This is a genomic window from Pseudonocardia sp. SID8383, assembly GCF_009864975.1.
In the GTDB taxonomy this organism is placed as follows: Bacteria; Actinomycetota; Actinomycetes; order Mycobacteriales; family Pseudonocardiaceae; genus Pseudonocardia; species Pseudonocardia alni.
Genome location: NZ_WWFY01000270.1, coordinates 1 through 19,083, shown reverse-complemented (window position 1 = coordinate 19,083; position 19,083 = coordinate 1). Strand labels below are relative to the sequence as shown.

At 73.3% G+C, this 19,083-nt stretch carries 21 protein-coding genes and 1 pseudogene; 17 read left to right on the top strand and 5 right to left on the bottom strand.

Translation table 11 applies throughout. The features are described from left to right. The 3 genes and pseudogenes from GTW08_RS06440 to GTW08_RS06430 all read left to right on the top strand — a co-directional run. A pseudogene (locus GTW08_RS06440) lies at nucleotides 1–1,139 on the top strand (RND transporter); the annotation flags it as partial. Continuing rightward, the gene (locus tag GTW08_RS06435; RefSeq protein WP_073575904.1) at nucleotides 1,139–2,257 is read left to right on the top strand and encodes a peptidyl-prolyl cis-trans isomerase; all 1,119 of its coding nucleotides are present in this window, start codon (nucleotides 1,139–1,141) and stop codon (nucleotides 2,255–2,257) included. The pseudogene GTW08_RS06440 and the gene GTW08_RS06435, both read left to right, overlap by 1 nt. Beyond that, complete coding sequence (locus GTW08_RS06430; protein ID WP_073575642.1) at nucleotides 2,254–2,475, top strand: hypothetical protein; 222 nt, start codon at nucleotides 2,254–2,256, stop codon at nucleotides 2,473–2,475. Before GTW08_RS06435 ends, GTW08_RS06430 begins: the two co-directional genes overlap by 4 nt. A gap of 68 nt (nucleotides 2,476–2,543) precedes the next feature. Here the strand turns inward: GTW08_RS06430 and GTW08_RS32865 are convergent, their stop codons facing one another. Both GTW08_RS32865 and GTW08_RS06420 read right to left on the bottom strand, forming a co-directional pair. Then, complete coding sequence (locus tag GTW08_RS32865; protein ID WP_073575644.1) at nucleotides 2,544–3,035, bottom strand: hypothetical protein; 492 nt, start codon at nucleotides 3,033–3,035, stop codon at nucleotides 2,544–2,546. Nucleotides 3,036–3,071: 36 nt separating this feature from the next. Then, complete coding sequence (locus GTW08_RS06420; protein WP_161151568.1) at nucleotides 3,072–4,010, bottom strand: ATP-binding cassette domain-containing protein; 939 nt, start codon at nucleotides 4,008–4,010, stop codon at nucleotides 3,072–3,074. Between the two features lie 125 nt (nucleotides 4,011–4,135). On the opposite strand from GTW08_RS06420, the gene GTW08_RS06415 reads away from it, so the two are divergent. The 9 genes from GTW08_RS06415 to GTW08_RS06375 all read left to right on the top strand — a co-directional run bounded on the left by GTW08_RS06415 (nucleotide 4,136) and on the right by GTW08_RS06375 (nucleotide 12,900). Next, entirely contained in the window at nucleotides 4,136–4,555 is a 420-nt protein-coding gene (locus GTW08_RS06415; RefSeq protein WP_161151567.1) for a hypothetical protein, read from the top strand. A gap of 20 nt (nucleotides 4,556–4,575) precedes the next feature. Next, a complete protein-coding gene (locus GTW08_RS06410) occupies nucleotides 4,576–4,965 on the top strand; it encodes a hypothetical protein (RefSeq protein ID WP_253067744.1) in 390 nt (129 codons plus the stop codon). A 142-nt stretch (nucleotides 4,966–5,107) separates the two neighbouring features. After that, nucleotides 5,108–6,652, top strand: coding sequence for an acyl-CoA synthetase (locus tag GTW08_RS06405; RefSeq protein ID WP_073575648.1), 1,545 nt, complete (start codon nucleotides 5,108–5,110; stop codon nucleotides 6,650–6,652). A 140-nt stretch (nucleotides 6,653–6,792) separates the two neighbouring features. Beyond that, entirely contained in the window at nucleotides 6,793–7,233 is a 441-nt protein-coding gene (locus GTW08_RS06400; protein ID WP_253067746.1) for an SCP2 sterol-binding domain-containing protein, read from the top strand. Nucleotides 7,234–7,272: 39 nt separating this feature from the next. Continuing rightward, the gene (locus GTW08_RS06395; protein WP_083658620.1) at nucleotides 7,273–8,328 is read left to right on the top strand and encodes an alcohol dehydrogenase catalytic domain-containing protein; all 1,056 of its coding nucleotides are present in this window, start codon (nucleotides 7,273–7,275) and stop codon (nucleotides 8,326–8,328) included. Further along, nucleotides 8,325–9,848, top strand: a complete 1,524-nt coding sequence (locus GTW08_RS06390; protein ID WP_073575649.1) for an aldehyde dehydrogenase family protein — start codon at nucleotides 8,325–8,327, stop codon at nucleotides 9,846–9,848. The genes GTW08_RS06395 and GTW08_RS06390 overlap by 4 nt, the downstream gene beginning before the upstream one ends. A gap of 219 nt (nucleotides 9,849–10,067) precedes the next feature. Further along, nucleotides 10,068–11,411, top strand: coding sequence for a cytochrome P450 (locus GTW08_RS06385; RefSeq protein WP_083658621.1), 1,344 nt, complete (start codon nucleotides 10,068–10,070; stop codon nucleotides 11,409–11,411). After that, nucleotides 11,411–11,611 carry a ferredoxin gene (locus GTW08_RS06380; protein WP_062399393.1) on the top strand — a complete coding sequence of 67 codons (201 nt, stop codon included), beginning with the start codon at nucleotides 11,411–11,413 and terminating at the stop codon, nucleotides 11,609–11,611. The genes GTW08_RS06385 and GTW08_RS06380 overlap by 1 nt, the downstream gene beginning before the upstream one ends. Before the next feature lie 71 nt (nucleotides 11,612–11,682). Next, nucleotides 11,683–12,900 (top strand): NAD(P)/FAD-dependent oxidoreductase, encoded by a 1,218-nt coding sequence (locus GTW08_RS06375; protein ID WP_073575652.1) that lies wholly within the window; start codon nucleotides 11,683–11,685, stop codon nucleotides 12,898–12,900. On the opposite strand, the gene GTW08_RS06370 is transcribed toward GTW08_RS06375, so the two are convergent. Next, nucleotides 12,897–13,571 (bottom strand): TetR/AcrR family transcriptional regulator, encoded by a 675-nt coding sequence (locus tag GTW08_RS06370; protein WP_073575653.1) that lies wholly within the window; start codon nucleotides 13,569–13,571, stop codon nucleotides 12,897–12,899. The genes GTW08_RS06375 and GTW08_RS06370 overlap by 4 nt on opposite strands. Nucleotides 13,572–13,659: 88 nt before the next feature. Between GTW08_RS06370 and GTW08_RS06365 the strand changes: the two genes are divergently transcribed. After that, nucleotides 13,660–14,583 (top strand): ATP-binding cassette domain-containing protein, encoded by a 924-nt coding sequence (locus GTW08_RS06365; protein ID WP_139282807.1) that lies wholly within the window; start codon nucleotides 13,660–13,662, stop codon nucleotides 14,581–14,583. A gap of 25 nt (nucleotides 14,584–14,608) precedes the next feature. Here GTW08_RS06365 and GTW08_RS06360 read toward each other — a convergent pair whose 3' ends face one another. Further along, nucleotides 14,609–15,208, bottom strand: a complete 600-nt coding sequence (locus GTW08_RS06360; RefSeq protein ID WP_073575655.1) for a rhodanese-like domain-containing protein — start codon at nucleotides 15,206–15,208, stop codon at nucleotides 14,609–14,611. A 134-nt stretch (nucleotides 15,209–15,342) separates the two neighbouring features. Between GTW08_RS06360 and GTW08_RS06355 the strand changes: the two genes are divergently transcribed. Then, entirely contained in the window at nucleotides 15,343–15,744 is a 402-nt protein-coding gene (locus tag GTW08_RS06355; protein WP_073575656.1) for a hypothetical protein, read from the top strand. 6 nt (nucleotides 15,745–15,750) lie between these two features. Here the strand turns inward: GTW08_RS06355 and GTW08_RS06350 are convergent, their stop codons facing one another. Further along, a complete protein-coding gene (locus GTW08_RS06350) occupies nucleotides 15,751–16,812 on the bottom strand; it encodes a YeiH family protein (protein WP_073575658.1) in 1,062 nt (353 codons plus the stop codon). A gap of 134 nt (nucleotides 16,813–16,946) precedes the next feature. Between GTW08_RS06350 and GTW08_RS06345 the strand changes: the two genes are divergently transcribed. The 3 genes from GTW08_RS06345 to GTW08_RS06335 all read left to right on the top strand — a co-directional run. Continuing rightward, a complete protein-coding gene (locus GTW08_RS06345) occupies nucleotides 16,947–18,095 on the top strand; it encodes a cysteine--tRNA ligase (RefSeq protein ID WP_202416489.1) in 1,149 nt (382 codons plus the stop codon). A gap of 11 nt (nucleotides 18,096–18,106) precedes the next feature. Beyond that, complete coding sequence (locus GTW08_RS06340) at nucleotides 18,107–18,469, top strand: BlaI/MecI/CopY family transcriptional regulator (protein WP_073575659.1); 363 nt, start codon at nucleotides 18,107–18,109, stop codon at nucleotides 18,467–18,469. After that, a partial coding sequence (locus tag GTW08_RS06335; protein WP_161151566.1) for a M48 family metalloprotease occupies nucleotides 18,466–19,083 on the top strand: 618 nt, incomplete at its 3' end. The genes GTW08_RS06340 and GTW08_RS06335, both read left to right, overlap by 4 nt.

Below are 19,083 nucleotides of genomic sequence, written 5' to 3'. Positions count from 1 at the left end.
CGGCCGACGCCGGTGCACCCGCCGGCGACGACGTGGCGGTGCCGGACGGGCCCGGGCCGGTCACCCGCCCGGGCCGGTCGCGGCTGGTCGCGGTCGTCCTGGCCGGGCTGGTCGCGGTCGGCGGCTGGGCCACGCTGCCCTTCCTGCCCCTGCAGACCAGCGTCGACGCGCTCTCGGCGGGTCTGCCCGCCGTCGACGACGCCACCCGGGTCGAGCAGGTCCTCGGCTCCGGCGGCGAGCTCGCCGTCGTCCTGCGCTCCACCGACGGGACGGGCGACGTCCTCACCCCCCAGGCCTGGCAGTGGATGACCACGGCCCAGCAGCAGATCGTGCGCCTGCACGGCGACGAGGCGCGGCCCGCGCTGTCGGCGCCGTCGCTGCTGTCGTTCCTCGGCCCCACCCCGGACCAGGAGCAGATCCGCGCCGGGGTCCGGCTGCTGCCGCCGTACCTCACCGGGGCCGTGCTGCGGCCCGACGGCGAGGTCGCGGTGCTGTCGTTCGGTGTCCGGCTCGACGACCTCGACCGGCTCCGCGACCTCACCGACGCGATCACCGCCGAGCTCCCCCCGGCCCCGCCCGGCTTCGTCGCCGAGGTGTCCGGGCTGCCCGCCGTCGCGGTGCAGGGCTACGAGCTCGTCTCGGCCGACCGCTACCTCGCCGGCACCGCCGGTCTGGTCGCGGCGACGCTGGTGCTCGCCCTCGGGCTGCGGCACCGCCGCGACGCGCTGCGGGCCGGGCTGGCCGCCGTGCTCGCGACCGGCGCCAACCTGTTCATCCTCTGGGCGTTCGGCATCCCGCTGAACCCGCTCACCGTCGCGCTCGGGTCGCTGACCGCCGCCGTCGGCTGCGAGTTCACCGTCATGACCTGCGACGCCGTCCGCACGCGCGACCCGCGCCTGCGGACCGCGGTGACCCTGGCCGCCCTCACCTCGGGCACCGGGTTCGCCGTGCTGGCGCTGTCCGACCTCGCCCTCATGCGCGAGTTCGGTCTGCTCCTGGCGCTGTCCGTACTGCTGTCCTACCTGGCCGCGCGGCTCGTCGTGCGGGCGTTCCCGCCCGCGCACGGCACGGCCGGGACCCCGGGCGGTGGGGGAGATCCGAGTACCCCCGCCCGGGAGAAGCTCGTTGGAGTGATGTGATGCGAGTCAAGTCCACACTGGCGTGGATCGCCGGCGCCGCCCTCGACCGGGTCCGGAACACCTGGACCGGCCGGATCGTGGCGGGCGTCCTCGTCCTGGCACTCGTCGCCGGGATCGGCGGCGGGGTCTGGTGGAGGATGCAGCAGGTCCCCGACGGCGCGGCGCTGGCCGTCGGCGACCGGGTCGTGACCGTCACCGACCTCGACGACCGGGTGCAGACCCTGCGGGCGCTCTACGGCGTCCAGCCCCCGGTCGAGGACCCGGTGAAGATGGACGGCTTCCGCCGGGACGCCGCCAAGGCCGTCGCGCTGAGCATGGTGCTGGAGGACCGGGCGACCGAGATGGGCGTCGGCATCGCCGACGCGAAGGTCCGCCAGACCCTCGACCAGTACATCACCCAGCAGCTCGGCAACGGCCCCGGCGCGCGCGACGACTTCATCAAGGTCCTCGGCAACGTCGGCACCACCGAGGACAAGGTGATGACCGAGGTCCGCCAGCAGATGGTGGTCGGCGAGCTGTTCGACCGGGTCACCAAGGACGTGACCGTCACCGACGACGACCTGCGTGCCGAGTTCCCGCGCTACGCCGAGCGGCTCGGGACCCCGGAGAAGCGCGACCTGTCCAACATCGTCGTCGCCAGCAAGGAGGCCGCCGAGAAGATCGCCGCCGACCTGCGGGGCGGCGCCGACTTCGCGACCGTCGCGCGGGCCAGCACCATCGACAACGCCACCCGCGCGAACGGCGGCGCCCTGGGCCCGATCAGCGCCGACCAGCTCCAGCCCGACTACGCGAAGGCCGCCTTCGGCGCCCCGGCCGGCCAGGTGTTCGGCCCGGTGCAGAACCAGTTCGGCTGGAACGTCGGCCGGTCCGGCGCTGTGACCCCGGGCGTCCCGGCGAACTTCGACCAGGTGAAGGACCGGCTCCGCGAGCTCGTCCTGTTCGACCGCCGGATCGCTCTCTGGGGACAGTGGATGACCGACTCACTGGGAGGAGGCGACGTCCGCTACGCCGACGACTACCGCCCCGCCGACCCGGACACCGCCCCCACCGGCGCGAGCCCGGGCCTGCCGTCGGGCACACCGCAGACGGTCCCGCCCGCGACGGGCGGTGGCGGGTGAGTCCTGCCTGGACCGTCCTGACCTTCGCGGGTCTCGGCGTCCTGCTCGCCCTGATGGGGTGGGCGGGACGCCGGCACGCGGCGGGCCTCGGCGCCGTCCCGGGGATGCCCGCCGAGCTGCAGCAGCACCGGATCGCCGTCATCCGCCGCGGCGCGACGGCCTGCCTGGTGGTCGGCGTCGCGTTCGTCGTGATCGGGGTGCTCGCACCGCTGCTGTGAGGCCGTCACGGCACCGCCGACCCGGGGAGAGCCCCGGCCGGGATCCGGCCGGGGCTCTCCCGCGCGGGTCAGCGGACGGCCGCCGCCGGGACCGGGTCGCCGTCCGGGTTCAGCGGCATCCAGGTCCCGCCGAAGGCCTCGACGCCCTGGCCGGTCACCGCACCCGGGGCCGCGTCGCCCGCGAAGCGGTGCAGGAGATGCCCGGCGTAGGTCACCACCTGCCCGCCGCCGGCCGTCGGGGTGGTGCCCAGCACGTCGGTGCGCAGCGGGTTCAGCGCCGGGTCGGCGGGGTGCGGCACGCCGTCGGCGACATAGGCCGGCCACTGCGCGAGGCAGTCACCGGTGCAGTCCCCGGCCGGGACGCGCGCGTACAGCACCCGGCCCTGCCCGTCGGCGAGCACCGCGCCGGCCGCCGAGGTGACGACGTCGACGGTCGTGTCGCCGCCGGAGAGGGTGAACCGCTCCTCGGGGGCCGCGGGCCCGGGGGACGAACAGGCGCCGAGGGTGAGGGCGGCCGCGGCGAGGAGCAGGGCGGCACGGTGGCGGGACGGGGTGGGCACGGTTCCTCCGGACGGTGGGGGTCGGTGGGGTGGGGCTCAGCGGGTGAGCAGCAGGAACAGGCAGTACGAGGTGACCAGCGCCAGCACCACGAGTGCCGGTACCAGCAGCCGCGGGTCCAGCTCGATCGTGCGGGAGCGGCGGCGCGGTCCGTCCAGCTCGGCGCGGGTCGCCTCCGGGTCGGGCGGGCCGAGGAAGTCCGAGATGCGGAAGCGGCGGTCGAAGTCGTCGGCGTCGGCGACGCCGTGCAGCAGCTCCGACGGCGGCCCGCAGGCCACGATCCGGCCGTGGCACAGGATCGCCACGGTGTCGGCCAGCTCCCGGGCCAGCGCGATGTCGTGCGTGGTGACCAGCACCGTCGCCCCCGTGCGCTCGTGCTGCTCCCGGACGGCCGCGACGAGCGTGTCCGCGTGCGCGGCGTCCAGCCCGGTCTCCAGCTCGTCCAGGACGAGCACCGGAGCCTCGACGGCGAGCGTGCGGGCGATCGCCAGCCGCTTGCGCCCGTGCGCGGGCAGCTCGGCGGGCAGCGTGTCGGCGCGGTCGTGCAGCCGCATCTCGCGCAGCCGGTGCATCGCGATCCGCTCGACCCGCTCCGGGGACAGGCCGCGGCCGTCGAGGGCGTAGGCGAGGTTGTCGTAGGCCGACAGCGAGCCGAACAGCGACGACTCGAAGACCGACGGCCCGCCGAACAGCACGCTCATGCCGCGCCGGAGTTGTCGCAGCTGCGCCTCGCCCGCCGCGTGCACGTCGACCCCGTCGACCGTGACGGTGCCCCGGCCCGGGGCGACGAGCCCGGCGAGGTGACGGACCAGGGTGGTCTTGCCCGAGCCGGACGGTCCCATCAGGACGGTGACGGTGCCGGGCGCCAGGTGCAGGCCGAGCCGGAACAGCACCGGGGTGTCGTCGATCGTCGTCGTGACGTCGGTGAAGTCGATCGCGGGTCCGCGGGGGGACGCGCCGGACACGGGTCCCGTCACCACACCAGTGGACGCCGTCGCGGCGGGCCGCTCGTCTCCCGGGGGTGGTGACTCCCTCTCCCGTAGTGGGTGTCCCGACGCGTGGAGGGGTCCGTGCGAACGGACGGGAGCTCTAGCCTGCGGCCATGGGCGAGCAGGTGCGGAGCCGGTCCACGATGCCGTGGGCACTGGTGGTGTCGGCCGCCGCGTGGATGCTGACCGCGGTGCTGCCGGCCGTCGCATGGGCGGGCCTGCGGCCCGAGTCGACGGTCGACGAGGACACCGCGAGCACGCTGGCCGGGCAGGGCGCCCCCGTCGTCGAGCTCGGGACGACGGCGCCGTACCCCGCGTGGCTGCTGCTCCTGCTCGCGGTGCTGCTCGTCGCGGCGGGCGCCGGCCTGGCGCTGCGCCGCCGCGCGGCCCGTTACCCCGCGGTCGTCCTGTCCGTTGTGTCGGTGGTGCTCCTCGCCTCGGCGGGGCGCTGGGAGACCGTCCCGGCGATGGTGCTGCTGGTGGTGGGGACCGTTCCGCTGCTGACACCCTCCGCGCTGCGACACCTGCGCTGAGCCGACCGAAGGGAGACCTCGTGGCCGTCCCGGGGTTCGACTGGTTCTCCGACCGAGTGGACTGGGTCAGCCTGGTCCGCGGTGCCTCACTGGCGTTCAGCGTGCTGGTGATCGGCGGCCTCGCCGCGCCGCTGGGCGCGCGGATCCCGGTGGTCGGCCCGGCCTGGCTGATCATCACCGCGGTCGTCGCGTTCGTGCTGGCCGGCTACCGGATCGGCGACGCCGTCGACCCACGTGTGCACGGCGCCGGCGCCGCCGTCGCCGGGTACCTGCTCGTGCTGCCGCTGGTCGTGCTCGGCACCGGGGAGCTCGACCCCACGCAGCTGGTCCTCACCCTGCTCACCGCGGTGATCATGGGCGCGATCGCCGGGCACCTCGCGGGCCGGAACCGGGACCGCCGCACCGCCTGACCGGCCCGCGTACCCGAGCGGGGGAGGAACCACCCCCCCGGGAGGGATGCCGGGTCACACAGCGTGCCGACACGATGCGGGCTGCGACGGCGGTGCCTCGCCCGGCGCCGCTGCGATCCACTCTCGAAGGGGAGAGCAGCCCGTGTTCCCAGGGACCCATGCGCGCACCCGGCCCGACCACCCGGCGGTCGTCCAGCCCGAGACCGGCCGTACCACGACCTACGCCGAGCTCGACGACCGTTCGCGCCGGATCGCCCACGTCCTGCGCGACGCCGGACTGCGCCGCGGCGACCACGTCGCGTTCGTCTCCGACAACGCCCCCGAGGTCTTCGAGATCTACTGGGCCGCGCTGCGCTCGGGCCTCTACGTCACCGGGATCAACCACCACCTGTCCCCGGACGAGGCCGCCTACATCGCCACCGACTGCGGTGCGAAGGTCCTGTTCGCGGCGGCGGCGAAGCGGGAGCTCGCCGAAGCGCTGGTGGAGCGGACCTCCGGTGTCGAGCGGCGCTTCGCCTTCGGGGGCGCGGTCGAGGGCTACGAGTCCCTCGGCGCGGCGATGGAGCTGGCCGCGGACGGGCCGCTGCCCGAGCAGCCCCGCGGTGCGGACATGCTCTACTCCTCGGGCACCACCGGCCGGCCCAAGGGCATCAAGCCCGCGCTGCCGACGATCCAGGTCGACGAGCCCGGTGACCTCTACACCGCGGTGTTCGGCCCGATGTACGAGTTCGGCGAGGACACCGTCTACTACTCCCCGTCGCCGGTCTACCACGCCGCGCCGCTGCGCTTCGGCGGCATCGTGCACGCCCTCGGCGGCACCGTCGTCATGGCGCAGAGGTTCCGGCCCGAGGACACCCTGGAGCACCTGGCGCGCTACCGGGTCACGCACGGCCAGTTCGTGCCGACGATGTTCGTGCGGATGCTCAAGCTCCCCGAGGAGATCCGTCGAGGTCACGACCTGTCGTCGCTGCGGGTGGCCGTGCACGCGGCGGCGCCGTGCCCGGTCGACGTCAAGCAGAAGATGATCGACTGGTGGGGCCCGGTCCTGCACGAGTACTACTCCTCGACCGAGGGCAACGGCGTCACCTTCATCGACTCGGCGGCCTGGGCGGAGAAGCCCGGCAGCGTGGGCAAGGCGGGCCTCGGCGTCATCCGGGTGTGCGACGACGACGGCACGGAGCTCCCGACCGGCGAGGTCGGTACCGTCTACTTCGAACGCGACGTCCCGCCGTTCGAGTACCACAACGACCCCGAGCGGACCCGCGACGCGCGCCATCCCGAGCACGAGAACTGGTCCACCACCGGCGACGTCGGCTACGTCGACGACGACGGCTACCTGTTCCTCACCGACCGCAAGGCGTTCATGATCATCTCAGGTGGGGTGAACATCTACCCGCAGGAGGTCGAGGACGTCCTCACCCTGCACCCGAAGGTCTACGACGTCGCCGTCATCGGCGTGCCCGACCCGGAGATGGGCGAGCAGGTCAAGGCCGTCGTGCAGACCCCCGAGGGCGTCGAGGGCTGCCCGGAGCTCGAGGCCGAGCTGCTGGAGTTCGTCCGCGCGCGGATCGCCCACTACAAGGCCCCGCGCAGCGTCGACTTCGCCGCCGAGCTGCCCCGCAGCGCGACCGGGAAGCTCGTCAAGGGTGAGCTGCGCGCGCAGTACGCCGAGGGCGCCCGGGTCTGACACACGCGGACGGCGGTCACCCCGTGGAGCCGCCCGTCACGCACCGTGCATCCGTAAGGAGCACGGAACCACCCCCCGGGAGCGATGTGACCCCCCTCGCTCCCGGACAGCATTGCTACCACCGACGGCGCCCGCTCCGGGTGTCCGCACCAGCACTCAACGAGGAGATCGAGATGGCCTTCTTCGCCGACAGCACCGAGGTCGACACGTACATCGGCGGTGTGTTCCGCGCGGCGAACGACCACCCCGAGTCCGGGCCGAAGATGCGCGCGGCCGGCATCAACCTGCGGGTGCTCTACACCGACCCGGACACCGAGATGTGGGTCAAGATGCACGACCCCGCCATGGAGGTCCACACCGGCGCCGACGACGACAAGGCCGACATCACCCTGATGATGCGCGCCGACACCGGTGACAAGTTCTGGCGTGGTGAGTACAACCTCGCCGTCGGGCTGGCCAAGGGTGAGGTCAAGGCCAAGGGCCCGGTCAACAAGATCCTGAAGCTGGTCCCGCTGACCAAGCCGCTGTTCCCGATGTACCGCGAGCTGGTCGCCGAGAAGGACGCCTCCGCGACCGCCTGACCTCCCCCCACCCCAGAGCAGAGGAAGGACGCCGATCCGATGGCGACCATGAAGGCGGTCGTACTCCGCGAGCCGCACAAGATCGAGGTCATGGAGGTCCCGAAGCCGGAGATCACCGACCCCGGTGACGTCCTGCTGCGGGTCGACCTCACGGCGATCTGCGGTACCGACCTGCACCCCTACGAGGGGCGCATCGTGATCGAGGACGACGTCGTCCTCGGCCACGAGTTCCTCGGCACCGTCGAGGCCGTCGGATCGGGTGTCGGCCTGATCTCCGAGGGCGACCGGGCCGTCGCGTCGTGCGTGGTCAGCTGCGGGCACTGCTACAACTGCCGACGTAACCGCCCCGGCCAGTGCTTCGGGACGATGATCTTCGGGCTCGGCGTCACCTTCGGTGGCCTGTCCGGCGGCCAGGCCGAGTACGTGATCGTTCCGAACGCGGACCGCACCCTGCGCAAGCTGCCCGAGGAGGGCAGGGGCAACGACGAGGACAAGCTCTTCGTCGGCGACATCATGGCCACCGGCTACGAGGCCGTGCGCAAGTTCATCCAGCCCGGGGACACCGTCGCCGTGGTCGGGGCCGGCCCGGTGGGACTGTGCGCCGCGATGGCGGCGAACGTGCTGGGCGCGTCCCAGACCGTCGTCGTGGACAAGGTCCCGTCCCGGCTCAAGGAGGCGGAGGCCATCGGCGCGATCCCGGTCAACGCCGACGAGACCGACCCCGCCGACGCGGTCCAGGACCTCACCGACTGGCGCGGGGCGGACGTCGTGATCGACGCCGTCGGGCACCCGTCGGCGCTGCTGTCGGCGTGCACCCTGGTGCGCTCCGGCGGCGCGATCTCGATCCCCGGTGTGTACACCGAGGACACCATCGAGCTGCCCTTCGGCGACCTGTACCTCAAGGGCGTCACCATCGCCCAGGGCGTCGCGAACATCACGAACTACATGGACGAGACGCTGGCGCTCATCGCGGCCGGCAAGCTCGACCCGAGCCGGTTCGTCTCGCACCGGATGCCGATGTCGCAGGCGACGGAGGCGTACCGGATGTTCGAGGAGCGCGAGGCCACCAAGATCGTCCTGGACCCGACCGCATGACCGCCGGGACGACGGTCCGCCACTTCCCGATGCACATCGGTGGCAAGGCCGTGGACGGAGGCGACCACCTGGAGATCCGCGACCCGCAGAACGGCGAGCTCGTCGCCACCGCGGCGTCGGGCGGGGCGGCGGCCGTCGACGCGGCCGTGGACGCGGCCCAGGCCGCCTTCGACGACGGCGGCTGGTCCCGCGCCACCCCCGCGCACCGCGCCTCGGTGATGCGGGCCATCGCGGACCGGCTCGGCGAGCGGCTCGACGAGATGGTCGAGCTGGAGATCATGGCCAACGGCGCCACCGTGCGCCAGGCCACCGGCTTCCACGTCGGCTACTGCGCCCCGCACCTCGAGTACTTCGCCGGTCTGGCGGAGCGCTACGAGTTCGAGACGCCCATGCCGCGGGCGACGTTCCCGGTGCTCGGCCAGTCGACGCTCCGCAAGGAGCCGATCGGCGTGGTCGGCGCGATCGCACCGTGGAACTTCCCGCTGCTGCTGTCGCTGTGGAAGTTCGCGCCGGCCCTGGCCGTCGGCAACTCGGTGATCCTCAAGCCGGACGAGAAGACGCCGCTGTCGGCGCTGGAGTTCGCCCGGATCGCCGAGGAGTGCGGGCTGCCGCCGGGCGTGTTCAACGTCGTCCCGGGCCCCGGCCCGGACGCGGGCGCCCGCCTGGCGTCGCACCCGGGCGTCGGCAAGATCGGTTTCACCGGGTCCACCGACGTCGGGCGCGAGATCATGCGCCTGGCCTCGGGCACGGTGAAGGCGGTGACCCTGGAGCTCGGCGGCAAGTCGCCGGCGCTGGTCCTCGACGACGCCGACCTGGACATCGCCGTCGACGGCGTGCTGTACGGCTGCATGCTCTACTCCGGCCAGGTCTGCGAGTCGATGACCCGGCTGCTGCTGCCGGACTCGCTGCACGACGAGTTCGTGGAGCGCATGGTCGCCCGGGCCTCCACCATCCAGCTCGGGGACACCCGGGACTGGGAGACCGACATGGGTCCGGTCGTCTCGGCGAAGCAGAAGGACCGCATCCTCGAGCTGATCCAGTCCGGCAAGGACGAGGGCGCCACCGCCGTCCTGGGCGGCGGAGAGGCCCACGTCGAGGGGTACGAGGGCGGCCACTGGATCCAGCCGACCATCTTCACCGGCGTCCGCAACGACATGCGGATCGCCCGCGAGGAGATCTTCGGCCCGGTGCTGTCGGTCATCCGCTACGGCTCCGAGGCCGAGGGCGTCGCCCTGGCCAACGACACCCAGTACGGGCTCGCGTCGTCGGTGTGGAGCCGCGACAACTCCCGTGCCCTGGACGTCGCCGAGAAGATCAAGGCCGGCTCGGTCTGGATCAACGACGCGCACCAGATCAACTGCGAGGTGCCCTTCGGCGGGTACAAGCAGTCCGGTGTGGGCCGCGAGCTCGGCCCGCGCGCGCTGGACCCCTACGTCGAGGAGAAGAACGTCCACCTCGACCTGTCCGGCACCCGCGACGCCCGTCCGTACGACGTGCTGCTCAGCCACGCCGAGGACTGAGGCCGGCGGTCGACCGGCCGAAGCTCGACGCCGAGCACCCTCCCGGGCCCTCCCCGGCGACCGCCCGTGCCGGGGAGGGCCCCTCCCTCTCCCGTTGGGGGTACGACGTCGCCCTCCCGGGGTGACGCCCGCTCCCCACCCGTCTCCGCACACTGTCCCCGACCGTGTGTCGCCAGCTTTCCGCCCGCGGAGCAGACCGCAGGGCTCGGAGGAGATCCGATGACCGCCACCTTCGACGCCACCGACTTCGAGTCGGAGATGTACGACCCGGACGCCGTGGACATGATCCCGGCCACCAGCGAGGGCAAGCCCGAGCACTACCCGGTCGACATCTCCACCAAGGCGTTCTGGAACCAGACCTCCGAACAGCGCGAGGAGACCTTCAAGGTCCTGCGCCGTGAGCAGCCGGTGTCCTGGCAGCGGCCCGTCGACGACGCGGTCACCCCCGACCCCGACGACCCGGGCTACTGGGCCGTGGTCAGCCACGCCGACATCGTGAAGGTCTCCCGGGACAACGACACCTACATCTCGGGCCAGGGCGTGCTGTTCGACCTGCTCCCGCCGATCTTCCTCGAGCTGACCCAGTCCTTCCTGGCGATGGACAACCCGAAGCACGACCGGCTGCGCAAGCTGGTCGCCTCGGCGTTCACGCCGAGGCAGATCGCGCTGATCGACGACAAGATCGCGCTCGCGGCGAAGGAGGTCGTCGACGGCGTCGTCGCCGAGACCTCCGGCGAGATCGACTTCGTCACCAGCGTCGCGAAGGTCCTGCCCACCCGGATCTTCTGCGACATCATGGGCATCCCGGAGCACCTGCGCGAGGCCACAGAGAAGAACGCGGCGGACATCGTCGCCTGGGCCGACGACGAGGTGCTCGCCGGCCGCCAGGCCGACGAGGTGCAGGTGCAGGCCGCGACGAACCTGCACGACATCGCCACCGAGCTGATCGAGCTCAAGACCGCCGAGCCCTCCGACGACCTGATCACCTCGCTGATCAACGCCGAGGTCGACGGGCAGAAGCTCGACGAGTTCGAGATCGGCTCGTTCTTCGTGCTCATGGCCGTCGCCGGTACCGACACCACCCGGCACACCTCGTCGTTCACCGTCCGCGCCTTCACCCAGTTCCCCGAGCAGAAGCAGTGGCTCATGGAGGACTACGACGGCCGGATCTCGGGCGCCATCGAGGAGTTCGTCCGGTACGCCTGCCCGGTGATGACCTTCCGTCGCACCGCGGTCGTCGAGACCGAGCTGGGCGGCAAGAAGATCGTCCCCGGCGACAAGGTCGTCATGTTCTACCCGTCGGGCTGCATGGACGAGAAGGTCTTCGACAACCCGGAGCAGTTCGACCTGTCGCGGGAGAACGCGAAGGCGCACACCGGGTTCGGCGGCGGCGGTGTCCACTTCTGCCTGGGCAACCAGCTCGCCAAGTCCATGCTGAAGGCGCTGTTCCGCGAGCTGCTGTTCCGCATCCCGCAGTTCGAGGTCGGTGAGCCCGAGCTGCTGGGCACCAACTTCATGCGCGGGGTGAAGCGCATGCCGTTCCGATTCTCCCTGGAGACGTGATGGGTCTTCGTATCGAGCTGGACGAGAGCAAGTGCAGCGGGCTCGGCCTCTGCGAGGCCGAGGCGCCGGAGCTGTTCGAGGTGCGTGACGACGGGTCGCTCGACATCCTCGACGCCACCCCGTCCGACGAGCACCGCGCGGCCTGCGAGGCGGCGATCGCCTCCTGCCCGACCGAGGCCCTGCGCCTCGTCGAGAGCTGACCCGCACCACCGCACCGCGGACGCCGGGGGCCGCCACCCCCGGCGTCTGCTCGTTCCCGAGGAGGACCACCGTGGAGCACCTCGTCGTCGTCGGGGCGTCGCTCGCCGGGATCCGTGCCGTCGAGTCCGCCCGCCGGGCCGGCCACACGGGCCGGATCACGCTGGTCGGCGCCGAGCGGCACCTTCCCTACGACCGCCCGCCGCTGTCCAAGGCGTTCCTCGACGACACCGGTGAGGAGCCCGCCGACCCGCGGTACCGGACCGAGGAGCACCTGCGTGACGAGCTGGGGGTGGAGCTGCGGCTCGGCAGCCCGGCCACGTCGCTGGACACCGGCGCGACGCTGGTCGGCATCGGCGACGGGTCCGAGGTCTCCTACGACGCGCTCGTCGTCGCCACCGGGGGAGCGGCCCGGATGCTGCCCGGCACGGAGCACCTGACCGGCGTGCACGCCCTGCGGACCTGGGACGACGCGCTCGCCGTGCGGTCCGCGCTGGACGCGGGCGCCCGCACCGTCGTGATCGGTGCCGGGTTCATCGGCTCGGAGGTGGCGAGCTCGGCGCGCAAGCGCGGCCTGTCCGCCACGATCGTCGAGACGCTGCCGGTCCCGCTGGTCCGCTCGGTCGGCGAGGACATGGGCACGGCCTGCGCGGATCTGCACCGCGAGCACGGCACCGACCTACGCTGCGGCGAGACGGTCGACGGGCTGGAGTCCTCCGCCGACGGCGCCGTCACCGGCGTCCGGCTGGGCTCGGGCGAGGTGGTCCCGGCGGACCTGGTGGTCGTCGGCATCGGCGTGTCCCCCTGCACGGAATGGCTGGCGGGGTCCGGCGTCGAGCTGCACGAGCGGGACCGGGGCGTCGTCGCCGACGCCACCCTGCGCGCCGCCGACGGTGTGTACGCCGCGGGCGACGTCGTGCACTTCCCGAACCACCTGTTCGACGGCGAGGTCATGCGCCTGGAGCACTGGACGACGGCCGCGGAGCAGGGCGCGCTGGCCGCGAAGAACGCGCTCGATCCGGCGAACGCCACCGAGCTCGGGACCGTGCCGTACTTCTGGTCGGACTGGTACTCCAGCCGGATCCAGTTCGTCGGCCGCCCGGCCGCCGACGAGATCCGGGTCGTGTCCTCCGAGCTGGGCGACGACCGGTTCCTCGCGCTCTACCGGCGCGGCGACCGGCTGGTCGGGACGATCACGATCGACCGACCCACCCAGATCATGAAGTACAAGCGGCTGATCTCGAAGCGCGCGAGCTGGGCCGAGGCGCTGGAGTTCGCCGGCGTCTCCTAGCCGTCGGTGCCGCCCGCCGGATCCTCGTCGGGAACGTCGAGCATCCGGCGGGCCAGGCGCTTCCAGCTCGCGAGGTGCGGGTCGGTCCGGTGGTCACGTGGGTGGATCGCGTAGGTCAACGCGACCCCGCGCATGCTGGTGAACAGCAGCTCACGGCACTCGTCGAAGTCGGAATGGCTGGACAGCACCGGCCCGAACATCGTTGCGACGACATGGGTCAGCGCGACGCCCATGCGTCGCTCGGCGGGGAACAGCTCGTTCCGGATGTCGGTGTTGGTCCGGGCGGCGGCCCACAGCTCCATCGACGCCCAGAAGTACGGCTGCGCGAAGGTGTCCCACAGCAGCTCGACCGCCCGGTCGCACCGTCCGGGCCCGGCGGTGCGGCCGTACTCCGAGGCCGGCACCCACTGCTCCATGTCGGCGATCTGCTCGACGACCAGGTACTGCGCGGCGGCGATGAGCAGCGACTCGCGGCTGGGGAAGTGGTGCAGCAGCCGCCCGCGCGACACCCCGGCACGGCGTTGCACGGTGACGGTCGTGGAGTGCGCGTAGCCGTTCTCGTAGAGCTCCTCCAACGCGGCGGCGAGAATGATCGCCCGGCTGCTGGCCCGGCGCTCGCCCTGGGTGCGGCGGGGCCGGGGCGGGCGTGGTTCGTCCACGGGGGAGACCATGCGGGGCAGGCTAGCCTCCGGCCGCACAGCGGATGTCTGTACACGCTGCTCCACCCGACCCTAGGGTTCGTCACCCGAGGGGGTGACGATGATCGACGACGTACTGGTCCCGACGGCACCGGCGGTCTCGTTCCGCGCGGTCCGGATGTCCTTCGACGCCGAGCCCGTGCTCGAGGGGATCGACCTCGAGCTGCCACCCGGCCGCACGACCGTCCTGCTCGGTCCGTCCGGCGTCGGCAAGACGACGCTGGTGCGGATCCTGCTCGGGCTCTACGCGCCCGAGTCGGGCGAGACCCTGGTGGACGGTCACGCGGTCGCCGGTCTGCGCGACGCCGAGCTGGCCGGGCTGCGTCGCCGGATGGGGGTCCTGCTCGGCGGGTCCTCGGTCTACGACGCGTCGCTGTTCGCGTCGCTGACGCTGTTCGACAACGTCGCCTACCCGCTGCGGGCGGCCGGGGCGCCCGACGCCGACGCCGCGACCTGGCGGATCCTGCACGAGTTCGACCTGGCCGACCACGCCACCGCGCTGCCGTCGGCGGTGTCGGCGGGGCAGCGCCGGCGGGCCGCGCTCGCGAGGGCCCTGGTCGGCGCGCCGCAGCTGCTGGTGCTCGACGACCCCGGGCCGGCCATGGACCTGCACAACCGCGAGCAGGTCGTGCGCGCCGTGCGCCGGCGTGCCGCGGACGCGACGGCACTCGTCGTCACCCACGACCTGCACCTGGCACGGGACCTGGGTGACCGGGTCGCGCTCCTGCTCGGCGGCCGGATCGTCGCCGACGGCCCGGTCGACGAGGTGCTCGGCGGGATCACCACCGCCGCCGACCTGGACGCCCGGTTCGGCGTGCGGGCGTCGCTGCCGGTGGCCTCCGCGGCCGAGCAGGCGGCGCTCGCGCGGCGGGCCCGGCGGCAGGGGCTCGGCGAGGCGTGGCTGCTCATGGGGGTGCTGCTCGTGATGCTCGCGTTGCTGTCGCTGGCCCTCGGCTCGGGCATGGTGGCGAACCCGGCGATCTGATCCCGGCCCGGCCGTCCGGGACGGATCAGCGGACGGGGCCGGGCTCCCGGCGCCGGACCTGCTCGACGACGGCGGCGGCCGCCGGCTCGGTGACGTCGCGGTTGAACGGCAGCCTCGCCAGCGCCGCCCCCATGGCGCAGGTGTTGCTCAGCGCGGAGAAGGTGAGCCCGGCGCCGATGCCGCCCGCGAGCAGCCGCAGCTTCGGTGTGGCGAGGCGTCCGCCGAGAATCCCGGTCAGCACCAGGGACCCGGCGACGAGCCGGACCTGCCGCTCCAGGGCCCACGCGGTGCGCCCCCGCACGACCTCGTGACCTGCGGCGACCCAGGCGGCCACCCCGCCGTCGAGCACGTGGGCGCGGTCCAGCCCGGCGGCGGCCAGGTGCCTGCGGCCCTGCTCGGCCCGCACGCCGGACTGGCAGACGAGCACCAGCGGCGACGACGGGTCGTCGAGGTGGCGGGCGAGCTCGGCCGTGTGCTCGGCGAGGGTGTTCAGCGGGACGTGGTACGAGCCGCGGATGTGCTGCGCCTCGAACTCGGCGGCACTGCGCACGTCGATGACCAGCGGCTCGGACCACTCGCGCAGGGCTGCGGGGGTCACGGTGCGGGTGGTGGGCTGGGCGGTCATGGGAACCCTTTCGGAGGAGCGAGACCGCAAATATACCCCAGGGGGTACTTCTGGGACCACATGGCGGGACGCCGGTAACGCATCCCGGGGTCCGCTTCGATCTGCAGAGTGAGGTCGGGACGTGAGGCGGGTGCATGGGCAGGAACGGGCCGTACGAGCGGTACTACGCGGAGCGCGAGGCCTCCGGGCAACGCACCGTGCTGTGGCCATGGGTGCTGCTCGCACTCGTCGTGCCGTTGCTGCTGGTCCGGTCGTTCGTGGTGGCCGACGAGCCCGCCGGGGCGACGGCGACCCACCAGGCCGCGCCGGCGCCCGCACGCGAGGCCGGGCAGGGCGTCCACCGGGCCGGGACCGACATCGAGCCCGGCACCTGGGCCACGGACGGCCCGGGATCCGGCGCCGAGTGCGGCTACACGCGCACCGCGGCCGACGGTGTCGAGATCGCCAGCGCCCGGCTGCACGGCGCGGCCGCCGCACGGTTCCTGGACGGGGAGTCGGTCGTCCTCACCGGGGGCTGCACCTGGACGGCCGACTGACCGGGGTCACAGGGTTCCGGTCACCGCCTGCAGCAGCAGGCTGCTCGCCCCGACCAGGATCCACAGACCCGCGCCGAGCAGCAGCGGACGCGGACCGGCGCGACGGAGGTCGGACAGGCGCATCGACAGCCCGATCCCGGCCAGCGCCGTCGTGATCAGGAACGTGCCGATCGTGGTGATCGCCGGGTGCCAGGCCTCGGGCACCAGTCCGGCGCTGGTCAGGGCGGAGGCGACGACGAACCCGATCAGGAAGGTCGGGACGAGCTTGCGCCACGGGAGCGAGTGGGTCCGCTCGCCGGCCGCTTCGGCATCCCGCCGGGCGACCCGGGTGGCGAGCACGAGCACGATCGGGATCAGCATCAGTGTCCGGGTCAGCTTCACGATGACCGAGTAGGGCCCGGCGTCACCGCCGAAGGCGTATCCGGCGGCGACGACCGAGGACGTGTCGTTGATCGCCGTGCCCGCCCAGAGGCCGAACGCGTGCGGCGCCAGGCCCATCAGATGGCCGAGCTGGGGGAAGGTCAGCACGGCGACCACGTTGAAGGTGAAGATCGTGCCGATGGCGTAGGCGACCTGCGACTCCTTCGCCCGGATCACGGCCTGGGTCGCCGCGATGGCGGACGCCCCGCAGATCGCGGTACCGACGCCGATGAGGAGCTGGGCGTCGCCCCGCACCCCGAGCAGTCGTCCGAGTCCCCAGGCGCCGGCGAGGGCCACGGCGAGCGTGCCGAGCATGACCGGCAGTGAGGTGAGTCCGACGTGGGCGATCTGGGCCAGGGACAACGTCAGGCCGAGCACCACGATCGAGGTCTGCAGGACCGGACGGGAGGCGAAGGCCAGCCCGGGCCGGAGCCGGTCGCCGGGCCGGAGCACGGTCGCGACGAGTACCCCGAGCACGATCCCGAACACCGGCCCGCCGATCACGGGTGTCTCGGTCCCGGCCGCCGTGGCGACGGCGGCGACGAGCAGGGCGACGGCGAGTCCGGGGAGACGGTCGCGGGCCCGGTCGGTGAAGGACGCGGTGGGTGCGTCGGTGGTCGAGGAGGCACGATCGGCGGTGGGCGCCATGGTGCGGACCTTCCGGTCGACGTCAATGTACGTACATTACGCCGTGAAACGGTAGACCGCCCGTGATCACGATGTCGACGACCGGTCCGGGGAGCCCTTCCCCGGGCGTCGGGGAATCGGTGAGGATGGCCGGTATGGACCAGTTCGAGGCGGACGGCACGGTCGGGAGCGACGGGGGTGGAGGCGCCGCGTTCGCGCTGGCAGGGGCGTCGCTGCCGCTGTCGGCGCCTGCCCGGGTCTACGTGTGCGGGATCACCCCCTACGACGTCACCCATCTGGGGCACGCCTCGACGTTCGTCTGGTCCGACGTGCTGACCCGGGTCGTGCGGGCGACCGGCACGCCGACCCGGGTGGCCCGCAACGTGACCGACGTCGACGACGTCCTCACCCGTACCGCCGCCGAGCGCCGGGTCGGCTACGACGAGTTCGGCCTGCGCCAGGAGTTCTGGTTCGACCGCACCATGGCCGACCTCCAGGTGGCCCCGCCCGACCACGCCCCGCACGCGCGCCACCACGTGAAGCACGTGATCGCGCTGGCCGCGGTGCTGCTGGTCACCGGCGCCGCCTACGAGCGCGACGGCGCGGTGTACTTCCGTGGCGCCGGCGTCCCGGACGCGGCGGGCCTGGACCGCGACACCGCACTGGCCCTGTCCGCCGAGTACGGCGACGATCCCCGCGACCCGCACCGGGACGACCCGTTCGACGTGCCGCTGTGGAAGCCCGCCGACGGCGACCATCCGGCCTGGCCGAGCCCGTGGGGGCCGGGACGCCCGGGCTGGCACGCCGAGTGCGCCGCGATGGCCCTGGCGACCCTCGGTGGTGTCGTCGACGTGCTCGCGGGCGGCGCCGATCTGGCGTTCCCGCACCACGCGTACCAGTCGGCGATGGCCGCGGCCGCGACCGGCGCGGGCCTGTTCGCCCGACGTGGGTTCCGGGCCGGGATCGTGTCCGTCGACGGTGCCAAGATGGCCAAGTCCACCGGCAACCTCGTGCTGGTGCAGGACCTGCTCGCCGACACCCCGGGGGCCGCGGTGCGGCTGTTCCTGCTGGACCGGCCGTGGGCACAGCCGTGGGAGTACCGGTCCGAGGACCTCGCGCTCGCGACCGGCCGGCTGGAGGAGCTCTATGTCGCAGCGGGGCGCAAGCCCGGTTCGGCCGCCGCGGTGGACGCGGTGCGCGACGCGCTGCTCGACGACCTCGACGTGCCCCGCGCGGTGGGGACGGCGCTGGAGGCGGGCGGCGAGGCGGCCCGTGCGGTCATCCGTACCCTGGCCCTGCAGTAGCAGGAGGTGCGGTGGCCGGTCTGGGTGAGCTCGAGAGCCGTGTGATGGCGGCCCTGTGGGATGCCGGCGGCCCCCGGACCGTCCGTGCCGTCCACACGACACTCGCTGCCGAGCGGCCGCTCGCCTACACGACGGTCATGACCGTGCTGGACAACCTGCACGGCAAGGGCTGGGTGCGCCGCGAGCGCGCGGGGCGGGCCTGGGTCTACACCCCGGCGCGGGCACGCGAGGAGGCCGGCGCGGAGATGCTGCGCGACATGCTCGACTCGCTCGGCGACCCGCGCGGGGTCCTGCTGCACTTCGCCCGCGGGATGGACGAGGGGGAGTCGGAGTTCCTGCGCCGGGCCCTGTCCCGCGAGCGGGACGGCCCGTGACCGTCGCCCTCGGTCTGCTGCTGGCCGCGGTCGCCCTCGGTGTCACCGGGCCCGCCTACCTGCGGCCGACCGCGGACCCGCGGGTGCATCCGGGCCTCGCCCTGTCCGCCTGGGTGGTCACGCTGCTCGCGGCGGCGGGGTCGGCGGTCACCGCCGCCGCGGTGCTCGTGCTGCCCGACCCGTCCGTGCCCGACGGGATGCTGGGTGTCGCGGTCGTGTGCTGGCGCGCGCTGGCGCGGGGCACCGAGATCCCCTGGCTGCTGCTGGTCCGGCTCCTCGTCGGTGTCACGCTGCTGGCCCTGCTGGCCCGGGTCGCGGTCCTGTTCGCGGCGTCGCTGCGTCGGCAGCGACGGCACCTGACCGAACGGTCCGGAGCGTTGCGTGCCGTCGCCGAGGTCCGCGACGGCGTCTGGTGGATCCCGTGCGACGACCCGGTCGCGTTCTCCCTCGGCGGCGGTCGTCGGGGGATCGTCGTGGCCGCCACCGGTCTGCGCCGCCTCGGCCCCGGGGCCGTCGACGCGGTCCTCGCACACGAGCGCGCCCACGTACGGGGCCGTCACCACCTGGCGGTCGCGCTCGCCGTCGCCGCCGCGGACGCGCTGCCCCGGGTCCCG